Origin of the sequence: Pelolinea submarina (assembly GCF_003966975.1) — a bacterium.
GTDB classification, from domain to species: domain Bacteria; phylum Chloroflexota; class Anaerolineae; order Anaerolineales; family Anaerolineaceae; genus Pelolinea; species Pelolinea submarina.
The window spans coordinates 2,589,391-2,604,866 of sequence record NZ_AP018437.1; the positions used below are offsets into that span (position 1 = coordinate 2,589,391).

Here is a 15,476-nt window from a genome sequence, read left to right on the forward strand (position 1 = left end):
ATTAATATACTCTGACTTCTTTAAATACAGGGTTGTTGAGGAATTTCTTATACAGTGTAGGTTTACAGATATCCCAATGGTTCCACGTGCACATATGCCCGGTCTACTTCCGGCAGGGCTTCCAAACGTTCGGTAGCCTGGTCGCAAATGGCATGTGCTTCGTTGAGGGTTTTGTTGCCGTCCACATTGATATGCATTTCCACCACCAGTTTCGGGCCGGCGTATTCGGTAACGATGTGATGAACGTCTTCCAATCCGGGAACATCCTTGACCGAATCCAAAATGCGGTTGCGGACATCTTCGTCGGCGCCCGCGCCGGTCAGGTAGCCCAGGTTTTCTTTGGCTGTTCCGTAAACCGCCTTAAATATCCACAAAGCCACCGCCACACCCGCCAACGGATCCAGCAGCGGGCTGATAAAGTTGGAACCAACGATGCCCAACAGCGCGGCCAGGGAAGTGACCACATCACTCAGGTTATCCTTGGCAACCGCATCCAATCCGGGGCTGGCCGTCTGCCGGCTGATACGGTGCACTATCGCATACATTACCGCTTTGATCAGCATACTGACTACCAATGCCAACAGCGATATCCCCAACGGAATGGCAGCGCCGCCTTCCATGGCGCGCTGAATGGAAGCGCGTAAAGCTTCCACACCGGCAATTGTCATGGAGATGGTCACAATTAGCGCGGTGAAAGGCTCAAAACGGCTGTGTCCCTGGGGATGGCTCATATCGGGCGGCTGCTGGGAAATCCATAAGCCGACAATCAGCAGAATGGAATACAGCACATCCGAAATTGAGTTGACTGCGTCCGAATAAATAGCAGATGAACCGCTGAGCCTGGCAGCGGCTATTTTAATCCCGGCTAACAGTAAGTTGCCAATTAATGTAACCACCATCGCCCGCCGAAACATACGGCCGACTTGATGGTTCGGTTGATAATAACGAACCCATTTCATAATTTATCCAATATCCTACAAAGACAGGAATTATAGACGAAAATCCGTTAAATAATTTGTCCTTTAAATTGGCTTGTGTACAGATTAAAGTAAAAGCCTTTTTGATTGACCAATTCCTGGTGGCTGCCCTGCTCGATGATTTCTCCCTGCCGGATGACCAGCACGTTATCCGCATCGCGGATAGTGCTCAAACGGTGCGCGATTACAAAACTGGTGCGCCCTTCCATTAACAGCAGCAGTGCCTTCTGAATGTGCGCTTCGGTGCGGGTGTCCACGCTGCTGGTTGCCTCATCCAGAATCAGGATGCCCGGGTCGGCCAGAACCGCACGGCTGATGGCCAGCAGTTGGCGCTGCCCCTGGCTCAGGTTGCTGCCCCGTTCCGAAAGCAGGGTATGATAACCCTGCGGTAATTGGCGGATGAAGTAGTCCGCATCCGCCACTTTGGCTGCCTGCACGCATTCTTCATCGCTGGCAGCTAGCCGTCCATAGCGGATATTTTCGAGCACGGTATCGGAAAACAAGAAAGTGTCCTGCAATACAATGCCCAAACTGCGGCGCAAGTTTTCTTTTTTAATATCGCGAATGTCCGTTCCGTCGATGCGGATAGACCCGGATTCGACGTCGTAAAAGCGGCTCAACAGGTTGATGATGGTCGTCTTTCCGGCTCCGGTCGGACCCACCAGCGCAATGGTCTGGCCGGCCCTGGCATGCAGGGACATATTTTTAATCACCGGCACACCCTCTACGTAGCTGAAATTAACCTCTTCAAAACGCACATCCCCTTTCACATCCTTCAAGGGAACCGCGTTGGGCGCATCCTCAACTTCCGGCTGCGTGTCCAGAATTTCAAAGACGCGTTCCGCACCCGCCAGCGCGGATTGAATCGAGTTATAAAGTTCCGACAACTGCCGTACGGGTTGGATGAATTGGCGGCCATAGCTGATGAATGTAGCAATCAAGCCCACGGTTACCAATCCTTTGATAGCCAACCAGCCTCCCAGACCGGCCAGGGTGATGACGAACAAATTACCGATTTGGGTAGTCAGCGGCATTAGTAAAAACGCGTAAGTATGCGCGGTCTTTCCTGTTTTGTATACGGCATCGTTCGCTTCCCGGAAAGTGTCCAAAGCAGACTCATTGCGCCGGAATGCCTTAATCACACGCTGTCCGCTGATGGTCTCTTCAATATTCCCATTCAGGTCGCCCAATTCTGCTTGCAGCTCGCGGAATCCGCGCCGGGAATACTTGGCTATGAATGTCGTGAACCACAAAGTCAGCGGGACAACCAGGAGAGATGCCAGCGCCAGCCAGAAATCCAGCGCGAACATGGCCACCAGGATTCCCACCAGGCTGAGAACGCTGGCCATGAGCGAGGTGATGTTCATAGAAACCGCCTGATTAATCACATCGATGTCGTTGGTCAGACGGCTCATCAACTCACCAGGTGGATTGTGGTCATAATAGCTGAGCGATAGTTTCTGCAAATGCGAGAACAAATCGGTGCGCAATCTTTTCAACGCTTTCTGTGTGGTGGTGGACATAATCCAGTTGGAAGCCAGCTGCAGCAGGTTGGTCGTAAGGTATGCCGCTGCCATGAGTATCACGGTACGCAGCAATCCCTGCACGTCCTTATTCGCGATGTAATTATCGATTGCCCGGCCCATTAAATATGGGGCTGCCAATCCGGATAAGGTGTAGCCCAAAACCAGCAGAAATACGACCAGCAAAGTTTTGGCAAAAGGTTTCAGATAAGCCGCCAGGCGCGCGGAAGCGCTACGGATGTCCTTGGGTTTCTCAATTCGGCCGGGGTTGCCCGCGCCGCCGCGCCGCATGGTATGGGTAAGATTCGCGGGTGCATTGGAAATATTTTCAGCCATTGGCAGCCGCTCCCATCATTTTCTTGCCGCTCAATAAATCATGCAGCGCGTGGTTTCCATCCCCAAGTTGAGAATCGAAGATTTCTTTATAAACCGGACTGCTTTTTATCAACTGTGTATGCGTGCCCTGAGCCACAACCCTGCCCCGGTCGAGCACCACTATTTTATCGGCATTCAGGACCGTGCTGATGCGCTGCGCGACGACAAAGTTGGTACAGCCTTTCATCAGTTCGTCCAGTACGGCCTGGATCTTGGATTCCGTCTCCACATCCACCGCGCTGGTGCTGTCATCCAGAATCAATATCCTGGGATGGCAGAGAATTGCCCGCGCGATGGCTATACGCTGCTTTTGGCCGCCGGACAGGTTCACGCCTCTTTGGGCAATGGGCGTATCGTACCCTTCCGGCAGCTCACGGATGAAATCGTGCACCTGCGCAGCCTTGGCTGCCTGGATAATCTCCGCCTGGCTGGCAGTGGGATTGCCGTAGCTGATATTTTGGCTGATCGTTCCGGAGAACAGGATCGTATCCTGAGGTGTTATGGCAACCGAAGCGAAGAGAGATTCCTGTTTGATGTCGCGCACATCGATGCCGTCTATCAGGATCTTTCCGCCGGTAACATCGTAGAAACGGGGAATCAGATTCACCAGGGTTGATTTTCCGGAACCCGTAGCTCCCAGGATTGCAACCGTCTGCCCCGCTTCCGCCACCAGGTTGATATCATCCAAAACGCGCTCATCCACCGCTCCGTCATAATAAAAACTGACGTGTTGGAATTCGACCCGGCCCTTGATGGAATGGTCCAGTACGACGGCTTCCGGTTTATCGACCACATCCGGCTGAGTTTCAAAAATCTCTTCCACGCGCTCGGCAGATGCCACACCGGAAGCAACCGCGTTTGCCAGCATCACCATAATCAACAACGGCGCCATCGCCGTCATCAGGTAATCCGTGAAAGCCACAATTTGACCGACAGTCAACGTCCCCTGGATGACCTGCAATCCGCCCGACCAAACGATAGCGACCATCGCAAAATTAATGACTAAGGTAAGCAAGGGTGAAAAAGCTGAATAGAAACGCTGAATGATAATATTCATCTGGGAATATTTATCGTTCACAACTTCAAAGCGTTCCTCTTCGTGGGTACGCCGCACAAAAGCTTTTACCACCCGCACCCCGGCGATGTTTTCCTGTAGCACGGTATTCAGGGAGTCCAACTTTTTCTGAACATTCAGGAATAATGGGCCCAATTTATAGATAAAAAACGCCACCACTACCGCCGTCATCAGCATCATCGGTATGATTTTTAATGTCAGTGCGGCGTTGGTGGAATACATCAGAAAGAAACTGCCAAGGATGATCAAAGGAGCGCGCACACCAATACGCATGTTCATGCGAAAGGTCTGCTGCAAGATCGTGATGTCGCTCGTCAACCGCACGATCAAATTGCCGGTCTTTAATTGATCCAGGTTGCTGTAGGAAAACTCCTGGATTTTTTGGAAAACCGCCTCACGCAAATCTCTGGAAAAGGCTTCGGAAGCGCTTACGGAAAAAATATTATTCCCTATCGCAAAAAGTGTATTCACAAAGGAAATTCCCAGCATAATCAATGCGGTTCTTTTTACAACATCCATATTCCCCGGTGTGATACCTTTATCAATGATTTGCTGTACCAATCGTGGAATTGCCAGGTCCATTATGACTATAAATACCAATAAAATAACAGAAGCAATTGCTTCCTTCCAATAAGGTTTCAAGAATTTCGATAATTTAATTAGATTTTTCATGGTTCGGTAGAAGTGTTGCGGTTCAGTACTTTCTGCAATAATTCGAAGGCATCATTGATCGTCTTCAGTTCCTGATCGTCTAATGAAGAAAACATTTTCCGCATGAACAAATTATTCTTGGCGTAAATCTGCTCCATCAAATCCTGCCCGGCCTGCGTTGGTGTCAGGTAAACAATGCGGCGGTCCTGCCGGTCGCGCTCTCGTTCGATCAAGCCCGCGTTAGCCAATTCCTCAACAGCCCGGCTGATGCTCGGACGGCTGATAAACATACACTCCGATAATTCGCTGACGGTCTTTCGCTTCCCCTCTTTGATACGCCGCAGCACGTGATATTGGGTTGAGGTAATCCCAAATTCTTCCCGGGCGGTTCGGTGGATGGCCGACCGCGTGTAATGCCAGAGGGGAGGAATGGTCTTCCAAAATGTGGCAATTGCCTCTTCTGTTTCCGGAGAATGTGTCTCTTCAGGATTCATCTTGCTCCTATCCTATTAGTTAACTTAATCAACTATTATATTTGTCAACTATTATTTGTCAATAATAACCAGAGATAAGCGGTGAAAGTTGTTATGATTACGGGACTCTTCAGGTGGAATTATTAACCAATAATTTACAATTCGATAACACTTTTCATGGAAATTGGTGTTAATATACTTAATATGTAAACCCAATTGTGATGTGGAAAACTGCCACACCACAGTTGGTACCCAATGAATTGAGTGAGAATGAATGTCCTCTTGATTTACCCCAAGTTTCCCGACACCTTCTGGAGTTTTAAACACGCCCTGAAATTTATTCACAAGAAATCCTCTGCCCCACCGCTGGGATTGTTAACCATTGCAGCCATGCTGCCGAAGGATTGGCACCTGAAATTGGTTGACGAGAATATCCGAGATCTGAGAGAAAAAGATCTGGCATGGGCAGATATGGCTTTTATCAGCGCCATGACCATCCAACAAGAAGGAGCGCGCGAGGTCATCACACGCTGCCAATCAGCCGGTATCAAAGTTGTGGTGGGCGGGCCGCTCTTCACCACCGAGCCGGACGAATTCAACGGCGTGGATCATTTTGTGCTTAACGAAGGTGAAATCACCCTGCCGGAATTTTTACGGGATCTTGAAGCTTCGCAGGCCAAACAAATCTATAGCACGGAAGAATATGCGGATATGCACCAAACCCCAACCCCTCGTTGGGAATTGATGAACCTGAACGATTACGCCAGCATGAGCATTCAATACTCCCGCGGCTGCCCCTTCAATTGCGATTTCTGCAACGTCACCGCTCTATTGGGTCACCGCATGCGCCTAAAGACCGCACAGCAGATCATTGCCGAGCTGGATGGTTTGTACCAGGCCGGTTGGCGCGGCGGTGTATTCTTTGTGGATGACAACTTAATCGGCAATAAAAAAGCCCTGAAAGAAGAACTCCTGCCGGCATTAATTGAATGGCGTAAAGACAAAGAGGGCATGACTTTCAACACTGAAGCTTCCATCAATCTGGCGGACGACCCGGAATTAATGAGCCTGATGACCGCAGCCGGATTCAATAAAGTCTTCATCGGTATTGAAACCCCGGATGAGGATAACCTGGCCGAATGCAATAAAAAACAAAACCTTAACCGCGATCTGGTCGCGGACATCCACCGCATTCAACATGCGGGTATGCAGGTCCAAGGTGGGTTCATTGTGGGTTTCGACAACGACAACCCGCGTACTTTCCAACAGTTGATCGACCTGATCCAGCACAGCGGCATCGTCACCGCCATGGTCGGCATTCTGCAAGCGCCTATTGGCACGCAGCTTTACGCGCGCATGGAAAAAGCCGGCCGCATTTTGAAAAATATGTCCGGTGATAACGTGGACGGTTCCACCAATATTATTCCGGTAATGAACATTGAAGTCTTGAAGCAGCAGTACAAAAAACTGCTCAACCATCTATACTCGCCCACCGTCTATTACCAGCGGGTCACCACCTTTTTAAAAGAATATAACCTGCCTAAAGTAAAGGTTCATATTGATCCGGGCGTCATCTGGCAGAATACGAACGCTTTCCTGCGCTCGGTCTTCCAGTTGGGAGTCTTTGGGAAGGAACGCCGCCAATATTGGCAGCTTTTCTTTTGGACGTTGTTCCACAAACCGCGCCTGTTCCCGTTAGCGATTGAGTTTTCAATTTACGGATATCATTTCCGAAAAATCAACGAACAGCATGTGATGTAACATTCCGATTTCACGCCCCCGGCTAACCGCCGGGGGTTTTTGTTTTAATAGGAACAGCATTCCGGAATTATCCAGTTATCAATTGGAGTAAACTTAATTTAAAGATCCCATGAACTCACAGATAAATAATCATTCCGCACCGAAAGATGCATTCTGGAGTAAACCGGCCAGTCAACTTTTCGAGGACCTTGCCAGTTCCGCCGCAGGCCTCAGCGCTTCCGCCGCGTCTGAACGCCTGGATGAATTTGGCCCAAATGCTTTGTCGGCAGGATCGCATTTATCCGGTTTGGCGATACTGGCAAACCAATTCAAAAGTCCCATTATCCTCATTCTCATTTTCGCAACATTGATTTCAGCCATCGTTAAAGACTGGATAGACGCCGCGATTATTCTTGCCATCGTCGCTGCCAGTTCTCTGCTTAGCTTTTTTCAGGAATACAACGCGCATAACGCTGCGGAAAAACTAAAGAACCAGATAGCCTTGAAAGCCTCGGTTTTACGGGATGGCAAAGTCACGCAGGTTTTGTCGCGGGAAGTTGTCCCCGGCGATATTGTCCTTTTATCAGCCGGCAGCATGGTCCCGGCGGATGGATTGATCCTGGAGGCCAAGGATTTATTTATCAATCAATCCGTTCTGACCGGTGAAACCTTCCCGGTGGAAAAGGCGCCGGGTGTTCTGCCGTCCTCTGCCAGCCTGGCTGAGCAAACCAATTGTGTCTTTATGGGTACCAATGTACGTAGCGGCAGCGCAAAAATATTGGTGGTTCATACCGGCAAAAACACTTCCTTTGGAGCCATTGCGAAAACGCTCACCCTGCGTGCTCCCGAAACGGAGTTTGAGCGCGGTGTCCGCCGTTTTGGCTCGATGCTCTCCGAAATCATGCTTATTATGGTTCTGCTGGTGCTGGTATTCAACGTTCTGTTGAATAAGCCCTTCATGGATTCCCTGTTATTTTCCATTGCCCTGGCAGTTGGTCTAACACCGCAGCTCCTGCCGGCGATTATCAGCATCAACCTATCCAAAGGGGCGCAAATCATGGCCCGTTCCGGCGTGATTGTGCGCAGGTTAAACGCAATAGAAAATTTTGGCAGCATGGATGTGCTGTGCACGGATAAAACCGGTACCTTGACACAGGGTGTGGTCAAGCTGGACGGTGCCCTGGATCTGCAAGGGAATCCATCCGATGAAGTATTTCGCCTGGCTTATCTCAATGCCAGCCTCCAATCCGGCCTGGAAAATTCTCTGGATGAGGCTATCAAAGCCGCTAAAAGTAAACAGATGGATTCTCCTTTAAAGTTGGATGAAATCCCCTATGATTTCATGCGGAAACGTTTATCCATCGTGGTTGCCGAACCCGAAGGAAGCCTGATGATTACCAAGGGAGCTCTTGACCATATCATCGAAATTTGCACCAGTTATGATGCCGGGGGAAAAGTGGCTTCATTCGCCGGAGATGCGCCGGAAGATATTGAAAAGAAAGCCCTGGCCTGGGAAGAACAAGGCTTTCGCGTTTTAGGAATAGCGACCAAAACAGCAGGCGCGCAAAAACAATTTTCACGGCTTGACGAAACTGAGATGACCTTCAGGGGATTCCTGCTGTTCTATGATCCGCCTAAAATAGACGCAGCCGATACCATCAACGATTTAAAATCGCTGGGTGTCAGCCTGAAAATCATCACCGGCGACAGCCGCAACGTTACCCTTCACATCGCCGAAAAAATTGGCCTGACAGTAAGCGGAGTACTGACCGGCCGGGAACTGAACGACATCAACGATGAAGCGCTCTGGCATGTGGTTGAATCAACCAATCTATTCGTTGAAGTTGACCCGAATCAGAAAGAACGCATCATCAACTCCCTGCAAAAACGCAATCATGTAGTCGGGTATATGGGTGACGGTATCAACGATGCCCCTTCACTGCACAATGCGGATGTCGGCATTTCGGTCGATTCGGCAGTCGATGTAGCCAAAGAAGCGGCTGATTTTGTCCTGCTGCGTCACGATTTGGACGTTCTCAAAAGAGGGATTCTTCTTGGCCGCACCACTTTCGCAAATACCCTGAAATATATCAACGTCACAACCAGTGCCAACTTCGGCAATATGGTCAGCATGGCGGGCGTGTCCCTCCTGCTCCCATTCCTGCCTCTGCTCCCATTTCAGGTATTGCTGACCAATTTCCTGACCGATTTTCCCGCTATGATGATCGCCGGAGATAGCGTGGATGATGTTATGGTCCAATGCCCGCATCGGTGGAATATCCGCTCGCTGCGGCGGTTCATGGTTGTCTTTGGCGTTATTAGCTCCGTATTTGACTATGTTACTTTTTTCTATCTCTTAAAAATTCTAAAATCAAGCCAGGATGTATTCAGAACCGGTTGGTTCATTCAATCCGTCCTGACCGAATTATTGGCCTTGTTAATTTTGCGTTCGCGCCAATCGGTCCTAAAGAGCCGCATCGGAAAGGGATTGTGGATAACATCCCTGTTGATTGCCATCCTGACGATCTCTCTGCCGTATATTCACGGCGTCAGCAGTTTATTAAGCATTACCCCGCTGCCGCTTCCATTGATGGTATCTCTCATCGGAATTACACTTTTATATTCGCTTGCCAATGAAATAGGGAAAAGGTATTTCTATCGAAAACAAAATGACTGAACCACAACCCAAGCATAACAATTTGGAACCCGGAATCCATATCGGGAAGATTGTCATATCCAAATTTGTACTATCCATTATTGAAAAAATCGTGCTGCTGGGCATCCTGGCTCTGGCAGTTTTTTTCCTGCTCCCGCAGTTGTCTTCCATAGAGAACTCGCTTAAAGTATTGGCAACACTAAAACCGTGGGCGATTTCACTCGCGCTGGCCGCGCAATTCATCAGCTACTGGGGTAACGGCCTAACTACCAGTGAATGCGTGAAATTGTCCGGAAACAGGATTACCGCGCTGCGAGGTTTGTTGATTGCGCTGGCAAGCGCGTCCATCGGATTGGTAGCCGGGGGAATGTTCGGCAGCACTGCCAGCACTTTCCGCTGGGTTAAAGCCAGCGGCGGGGGAAATGACGGTTCCTCCCTGGCCGCATCCCTGCCGCCCATTTTCGTGGATATCGCCCTGCTGGCAGTGGCGGTAATTGGAATGTTATTCCTGCTGTTCGTTCACGACCTCACCCGCACCCAGGTAATTTCCTTCAGCCTGATTACTTTGTTGTTAATTGCGTTGGCTGTCTTGTGCATTCTGGCGGTAAAACATCAGAAAGCCGCCATCGAAAAAATCTTGGTAATCCTGGCAAAGATCTATGCTCTCATTAGAAAAGATTTCTCGGAGCAGCAGACTCGAAACAACCTGGAGAAACTTTTTGCCACAGGCGCATATCTAATTCGGGATGGATGGAAGGGGCCGCTAAAAGGAGCCTCAATAAATATCCTTTTCGATATGCTGACGCTCTACTTTGTGTTTCTGGCCAGCGGGAATAATATCTCGGTTTTTGTATTGATTGCCGGATACGGCCTGCCCTGGTTGATTGGACGCATGGCATTCATATTCCCCGGAGGCGTGGGGGTGATTGAAAGCACCATGGTAGCTATGTATGCTACTTTGGGAGTCGATAACTCTATAGCCACTGTGGTTGTCCTGGTCTACCGTGTGATTTCATTCTGGATTCCTTCCATTTTGGGATTTGTTATCTTGCCCATTTTGAATGCCATTACGAACGACACCAACCTTAAATAAATAGACTACTCTAAAAATAGAGAATTATTTACCTTTTCCTTTAAAAAAGAAGCGGGGATGATTATGAGCAATCCGCAGCGAGTCATTCTCCCCAATCATTAATTTCTTATGTATAATCTACCCTTGCACATCATTGAGGTCTGCAACTGATTCCATCCGACAACATAATGAATACCTCTTTACAACCTCTACCTGAAAAGGATGAAAAGAAAGAGAATCTGGATCTTGGTTTCCTGAAAATTCCTAAATCCTCACTTCCCGTTATTGAAAAAATCATCCTGATAGTTACTCTCGCACTTGCCGTCTATTTTTTCTTGCCGAAATTATCTTCGCTTGAAGAAACCGCCAATATTTTTATGTCGTTAAAAATTTGGGCTGTTATTCTGGCTATTGGGGCGCAGGTATTGCGGGCTTATGGGAACGGGCTCACTATCCAGGAATGTGTCAAAATAACCAAACAGGATTTTTCAATCATAAGGTCCTCGCTTATCTTCATGGCCAGTTATTCATTTGGACTGGTAGGCGGCGGAATGTTTGGCAGTGCGGCAATTACCTACCGCTGGATTAGGGTCAGCGGCGGAAATGCGGAAGGGGCTTCTTTGGCGGCCTCCATTCCGGCATTCTTCATCAGCTTTGTACTTTCAGCCGTCTCGATCTTCGGGTTGGTTTTCTTGTTCTTGAGTAATAACCTTTCAACCCTGCAGATCATTTCCTATATTTTGATATCGTTCTTTCTGGGGGCGGTGGGTATTTTATTGGTTATAGCTATGCGCCACCAACAAAAATCCATTGAAATCTCAATTATTATCGTAAGAGCAATCTATAAATTCCTGAAGAAAAGCTTTAACGAAGATAAGGTTTCCAAAGAACTGAGCAGCTTGTTTTCAGCCTGGAATTTTTTGGTTCAGGAAGGTTGGAAAGGGCCGATGATGGGTTCGCTGATCAGCACACTGGGAGATATATTAACTATCTTCTTCCTCTTTTTAGCTTGCGGCAGTCATCAATCACTGCTTATTGTTACAACCGGGTACGGCCTGCCCAACTTGTTTGGACGCATGGCTTTCATGATCCCCGGCGGTGTCGGTATCATCGAAAGCACCATGGTGGCTTTATATACCTCGCTGGGAGTGGAAAATTCCATAGCCACGGTAATCACGTTGACTTACCGTTTGCTGTCCTTTTGGATTCCTTCCCTGGCCGGTTTTTTTCTGCTGCCCTATTTCAACCGCCTGACCAGCAAAAGCTATCAGGAACTCTCCTAATCGGTTAATCCGATTCTTTTAGCACATCCATATGGTCGCGCAGGAAATGCTGCACCTTGGGTGATATAACCGCCCGGCAATAAGGTTGGTCGGGATTGTTGGCAAAATAATCCATGTGGTAATCTTCAGCCGGGAAGAAAGCTTCCAGTTTTTCAACGCGGGTAACAATTGGCTTCTGGAACATCCCGCTTTGATCCGCATTTTTCAATGAAGCTTCCGCCTGTTTTTTCTGTTCTTCGCTGGCGTACAGGATGATCGAGCGGTACTGCTTTCCGATGTCATTGCCCTGGCGGTCCAGCGTGGTCGGGTCGTGCGCGTACCAGAACACTTGCAGCAGGTCCGCGTAGCTGACCACCTGCGGGTCATATTCCACCTCGATCACCTCGGCATGGCCGGTCGTGCCCCGGCAGACCTGTTCGTAAGTTGGGTGAGGGACCTCACCACCGGCGTATCCCGGCGTGACGGACACGACACCCTTGACACGTTTGAAGATAGCTTCGGTGCACCAAAAGCACCCGCCGCCGAACACTGCTTTTTCTGTCTTATTCATTCGACCTCGCTACAAATTTCATGGATAAAGAATTGACGCAATGGCGCGTGTCTTTGGCGGTGAGATGCTCGCCTTCAAAAACATGCCCCAAATGCGCGCCGCAGGCCGCGCAGGTAATTTCCGTACGCCGCCCGTCGCTATCCAGGCTGCGTTTCACCGCGCCGGGAATCTCGTCATCAAAACTCGGCCAACCACAGCCGGAGTTGAATTTATCTTCGGAACGGTACAGCGGCGCATTGCAGCGCCGGCAGTAATACGTGCCGGCCTCGAAAAACTCGTCGTATTCCCCGCTGAAAGGGGCTTCCGTCCCTTTATCTTCAATCACATGCGCTTCTTGTGGGGTAAGTTTATTCCAGGACATTTAATCTCCTTATCTTTATATGATCAGTATAAAGATAAGGGTCGGATAACCACATTAATGATATGTAAGATTGTGGATTTTGAAACGTGAAAACACTCGAAATAGTGATAATCTCCTTTAAACCTACATTTTGAATAAGAAGTAAGAAAAGGAACGGTTTTATCCAAGCTTACCGTTCCTTTTTATATTTACTCCCACATAATCAATAGATTAGTGTTATTTTAAACTTTCAGCAATTTCAAGCCAGATTTCATCCGAATAGGCATTGAATCCTCCGACAATATACTCAATCCCATCTTCAAACCAGATCACACTGGCAGATCCGTCACCTCCATTTGGAAAATCCCTCCAACCATCTTGATCCCAATAGCCTTGCGAGAGAATGGCTGGTTGGCCGTGAACAGTAACCGAATGATAGATTTCGGGATTTTGCCGGATCAGTTCTTGAAGGGTGTCCCGACTATCTTTGATCTGCCTGATAATGGTTTCGTGATTGCCATTATTGTAATGGATTTGCGCCTCTTGTTGCTCGCCATTCTGTTCAAACTGAGCATAGTAAAAATTCATTCCTTCAGGTAATTTAGTCGCCGACTTGAGAGGAAATTGGGCAACTTGCTGTAATACGGTTAGGGATGTTAGAAATTCAGGATCAATCTGGTTTTCTTTAATTGTCTGGATTCCGGTAATTCCTTCCGCCAAACGGACCATTTCTTGTTTAGTCAGCCAATCTCGTGAGGTGCTGCCAAAAGGATTATTTTCTTTCGCCAGAATGGTTATATTCAATCCCTCCATTTGAACCTCCAGAACCTGATTCTGCATGCGGCTTCCGCAAACTCGGCTCCCATCGATGCTGCCAAAAGCATGCAAACCTGTACCTTCGATCGCGCCACCTACTTTCAGAGTAGATTGCTTCAGTAATACCTGTTCCGGTTGAAGATTCGTAAACACCAGATCCTTCAAGTCAGGTGGAGACATTTCCGCACTCTCAAGGATACTCACTGAAGTATCCGGCATGGCATCGGTTAGTTGGTCAACCGGAAAGGTATATTCCAAACATATCGCTTTTTGATCCGCCAAATAAGTAACCTTCTTAAATTGCAGACCTTGCGGCAGCCACTCCGGTTCTTTAATCTGGAAACCGGCCTTTTTTTCAACTTCAGCAACGCTTTCAGTCTCTTCATTGATAGTTTTTTTTGGCGATAATTTCACTTCTTCGGTAAGCGAGGCGGCCAGATCAATCAAGCCAGTTTTATCCAATTTTACGGATTGTAAGTCCGCCTGTCCCATCATGGTAAGTGTACAAAGCATGCCATCCTCCTCCCACCGCAGCGATTGCAAATCAAAATCTTCGGTCCAGGAGGCAGTGGCGTCGCCGCCATAACTAAAGTAGGTCCCTTTTACATATTCACCTAATGCATTATTAATCTGTACCTGTTCTACAACAGCACTGCTACCAACCTGTACAGCCTGTCTGGCAGCATCCGTCGCCGGACCCTCCTGCAGCAATAAAGTAACGCTATTTGGTTCACCATATTGGTAAACCAGCGTCACCGCTTCAGGTCCTCCGGTTGCGCCAATGAATTGCATATCTGCCGATAAATCAGCAATACCCTTGATTGGGAAATCCACCATATCGCGAATTTCTTCACCGGAACAGGAGGGTTCAGGGAGGCCGCCGCAGAAATCATAGAAGGCAAAACCCTGCTCCTGAGAGGTTATAGGTGTCAAGGTTGGTTGTACAGTACCCGGTGTTATATTCACCAGATTAACCGGCAAAGGGGTTGGTAAAAGAATTTGGTCTGGGCCACGGACAAAAAATTGTAGAAGCTCCTGCGCCCAGGCTCGACCTTGCGGAAAGCTGACCATCATAACGAAAACCAAAAAAAGAATCAGGATCCCGGTTTCTGCCGCCCAATGAGGTTTCTTAGTAAAGCGTACTTTATGCTCACCACCCTTCCTGAAAACCAACAATTTATTGTTCGTATTTAACCTTTTTCGAATGGTTTCCCAAGGATTTCCTGCTACCGGAATAGCTTCTGTAGCCAAATCATCCAAAATTTGATATAGCATTTGTTTATTCACGATTAACTCCTTTATCTGGTTCATCGTGGTTAGTCTGAGTTATTCCACTTTCTGGTTTCAGCTCATTCAGTTTTACCTTCAGGCTCTCCTTAGCAGTATGCAGCCACCATTTGATAGAACTTTTAGGGCGATCCAATTCACCCACCATCTCATTCTCATTCATTTGTAAATAGTAGCGCATCACTATCACAGCCCTTTGTTGCGGATTCAATTGTTCCAAAGCTTTCAAAACGGTTTGCCGCATTTCTCTGGTCTCGATTTGGTCTTCAGGAAGCATTTCCGATTTTTGAAACAAAGCTTCCGGAAAATCATCACCATTCTCAAAATCTACGGGTAAGGAGACCATGCGCGCGTGTTTCACAGCATTATTTTTTGCCGCATTCACAACTACTCTCAAGAACCAGGGCTTGAAAGCTGAATCTGATTTAAACAGTTTTATCTTCTTTGGAAGTTCAAGGAAAACGGTCTGTACAACATCTTCCGCCTGGAATTTATCCAGCACGATCAAATATGCTGTATGGACAGCCTTAAAATAGTAGCGATTTACCAGAAATTCCAGGCCATTTATATAACCCTGCTTTAGTAGATTAATTGCCTGTTCTTCATCCATGCCATCTCCAAGTTTAATAGATTGAGAGCTCTCTGTATCATATACAAA

12 protein-coding genes are annotated in these 15,476 nt (G+C 48.1%); 4 read left to right on the forward strand and 8 right to left on the reverse strand.

Annotated elements, in window-relative coordinates:
* Window positions 1-62: 62 nt before the first annotated feature.
* From Pelsub_RS11395 to Pelsub_RS11410, 4 genes are read right to left on the reverse strand one after another with little or no spacing between them, the layout of a single operon-like run.
* Window positions 63-959, reverse strand: a complete 897-nt coding sequence (locus tag Pelsub_RS11395; RefSeq protein WP_116223616.1) for a cation diffusion facilitator family transporter — start codon at window positions 957-959, stop codon at window positions 63-65.
* Window positions 960-1,006: 47 nt separating this feature from the next.
* On the reverse strand, window positions 1,007-2,836 hold the full coding sequence (locus Pelsub_RS11400; RefSeq protein WP_116223615.1) for an ABC transporter ATP-binding protein: 1,830 nt from the start codon (window positions 2,834-2,836) through the stop codon (window positions 1,007-1,009).
* Complete coding sequence (locus Pelsub_RS11405) at window positions 2,829-4,622, reverse strand: ABC transporter ATP-binding protein (protein WP_116223614.1); 1,794 nt, start codon at window positions 4,620-4,622, stop codon at window positions 2,829-2,831. The genes Pelsub_RS11400 and Pelsub_RS11405 overlap by 8 nt, the downstream gene beginning before the upstream one ends.
* Window positions 4,619-5,095 carry a MarR family winged helix-turn-helix transcriptional regulator gene (locus Pelsub_RS11410; protein WP_116223613.1) on the reverse strand — a complete coding sequence of 159 codons (477 nt, stop codon included), beginning with the start codon at window positions 5,093-5,095 and terminating at the stop codon, window positions 4,619-4,621. The genes Pelsub_RS11405 and Pelsub_RS11410 overlap by 4 nt, the downstream gene beginning before the upstream one ends.
* Window positions 5,096-5,344: 249 nt before the next feature.
* On the opposite strand from Pelsub_RS11410, the gene Pelsub_RS11415 reads away from it, so the two are divergent.
* From Pelsub_RS11415 to Pelsub_RS11430, 4 genes are all read left to right on the forward strand, one after another.
* Window positions 5,345-6,835 carry a B12-binding domain-containing radical SAM protein gene (locus tag Pelsub_RS11415; protein ID WP_116223612.1) on the forward strand — a complete coding sequence of 497 codons (1,491 nt, stop codon included), beginning with the start codon at window positions 5,345-5,347 and terminating at the stop codon, window positions 6,833-6,835.
* Window positions 6,836-6,944: 109 nt separating this feature from the next.
* Window positions 6,945-9,491: a magnesium-translocating P-type ATPase gene (gene mgtA / locus Pelsub_RS11420; RefSeq protein ID WP_116223611.1), complete on the forward strand. Its 2,547-nt coding sequence runs from the start codon at window positions 6,945-6,947 to the stop codon at window positions 9,489-9,491.
* Entirely contained in the window at window positions 9,484-10,563 is a 1,080-nt protein-coding gene (locus Pelsub_RS11425) for a lysylphosphatidylglycerol synthase transmembrane domain-containing protein (RefSeq protein WP_116223610.1), read from the forward strand. Before mgtA ends, Pelsub_RS11425 begins: the two co-directional genes overlap by 8 nt.
* Window positions 10,564-10,730: 167 nt before the next feature.
* Window positions 10,731-11,825, forward strand: coding sequence for a lysylphosphatidylglycerol synthase transmembrane domain-containing protein (locus tag Pelsub_RS11430; protein WP_116223609.1), 1,095 nt, complete (start codon window positions 10,731-10,733; stop codon window positions 11,823-11,825).
* 4 nt (window positions 11,826-11,829) lie between these two features.
* On the opposite strand, the gene msrA is transcribed toward Pelsub_RS11430, so the two are convergent.
* The 4 genes from msrA to Pelsub_RS11450 all read right to left on the reverse strand — a co-directional run bounded on the left by msrA (window position 11,830) and on the right by Pelsub_RS11450 (window position 15,428).
* Window positions 11,830-12,375 carry a peptide-methionine (S)-S-oxide reductase MsrA gene (gene msrA, locus Pelsub_RS11435; RefSeq protein ID WP_116223608.1) on the reverse strand — a complete coding sequence of 182 codons (546 nt, stop codon included), beginning with the start codon at window positions 12,373-12,375 and terminating at the stop codon, window positions 11,830-11,832.
* The gene (locus tag Pelsub_RS11440; RefSeq protein WP_116223607.1) at window positions 12,368-12,736 is read right to left on the reverse strand and encodes a methionine-R-sulfoxide reductase; all 369 of its coding nucleotides are present in this window, start codon (window positions 12,734-12,736) and stop codon (window positions 12,368-12,370) included. The genes msrA and Pelsub_RS11440 overlap by 8 nt, the downstream gene beginning before the upstream one ends.
* A gap of 216 nt (window positions 12,737-12,952) precedes the next feature.
* Window positions 12,953-14,818 (reverse strand): hypothetical protein, encoded by a 1,866-nt coding sequence (locus Pelsub_RS11445; protein ID WP_116223606.1) that lies wholly within the window; start codon window positions 14,816-14,818, stop codon window positions 12,953-12,955.
* The gene (locus Pelsub_RS11450) at window positions 14,811-15,428 is read right to left on the reverse strand and encodes an RNA polymerase sigma factor (RefSeq protein WP_116223605.1); all 618 of its coding nucleotides are present in this window, start codon (window positions 15,426-15,428) and stop codon (window positions 14,811-14,813) included. Before Pelsub_RS11450 ends, Pelsub_RS11445 begins: the two co-directional genes overlap by 8 nt.
* Between the last annotated feature and the right edge of the window lie 48 nt (window positions 15,429-15,476).

Excerpts from the sequence above, each read along its gene's own strand:
- Pelsub_RS11450 (WP_116223605.1), bottom strand. The coding sequence starts at position 15,428 with ATGGATGAAGAACAGGCAATTAATCTACTAAAGCAGGGTTATATAAAT.
- Pelsub_RS11430 (WP_116223609.1), top strand. The coding sequence starts at position 10,731 with ATGAATACCTCTTTACAACCTCTACCTGAAAAGGATGAAAAGAAAGAG.
- Pelsub_RS11415 (WP_116223612.1), top strand. The coding sequence starts at position 5,345 with ATGAATGTCCTCTTGATTTACCCCAAGTTTCCCGACACCTTCTGGAGT.
- Pelsub_RS11410 (WP_116223613.1), bottom strand. The coding sequence starts at position 5,095 with ATGAATCCTGAAGAGACACATTCTCCGGAAACAGAAGAGGCAATTGCC.
- Pelsub_RS11440 (WP_116223607.1), bottom strand. The coding sequence starts at position 12,736 with ATGTCCTGGAATAAACTTACCCCACAAGAAGCGCATGTGATTGAAGAT.
- Pelsub_RS11400 (WP_116223615.1), bottom strand. The coding sequence starts at position 2,836 with ATGGCTGAAAATATTTCCAATGCACCCGCGAATCTTACCCATACCATG.
- mgtA (WP_116223611.1), top strand. The coding sequence starts at position 6,945 with ATGAACTCACAGATAAATAATCATTCCGCACCGAAAGATGCATTCTGG.
- Pelsub_RS11395 (WP_116223616.1), bottom strand. The coding sequence starts at position 959 with ATGAAATGGGTTCGTTATTATCAACCGAACCATCAAGTCGGCCGTATG.
- Pelsub_RS11425 (WP_116223610.1), top strand. The coding sequence starts at position 9,484 with ATGACTGAACCACAACCCAAGCATAACAATTTGGAACCCGGAATCCAT.
- Pelsub_RS11405 (WP_116223614.1), bottom strand. The coding sequence starts at position 4,622 with ATGAAAAATCTAATTAAATTATCGAAATTCTTGAAACCTTATTGGAAG.
- msrA (WP_116223608.1), bottom strand. The coding sequence starts at position 12,375 with ATGAATAAGACAGAAAAAGCAGTGTTCGGCGGCGGGTGCTTTTGGTGC.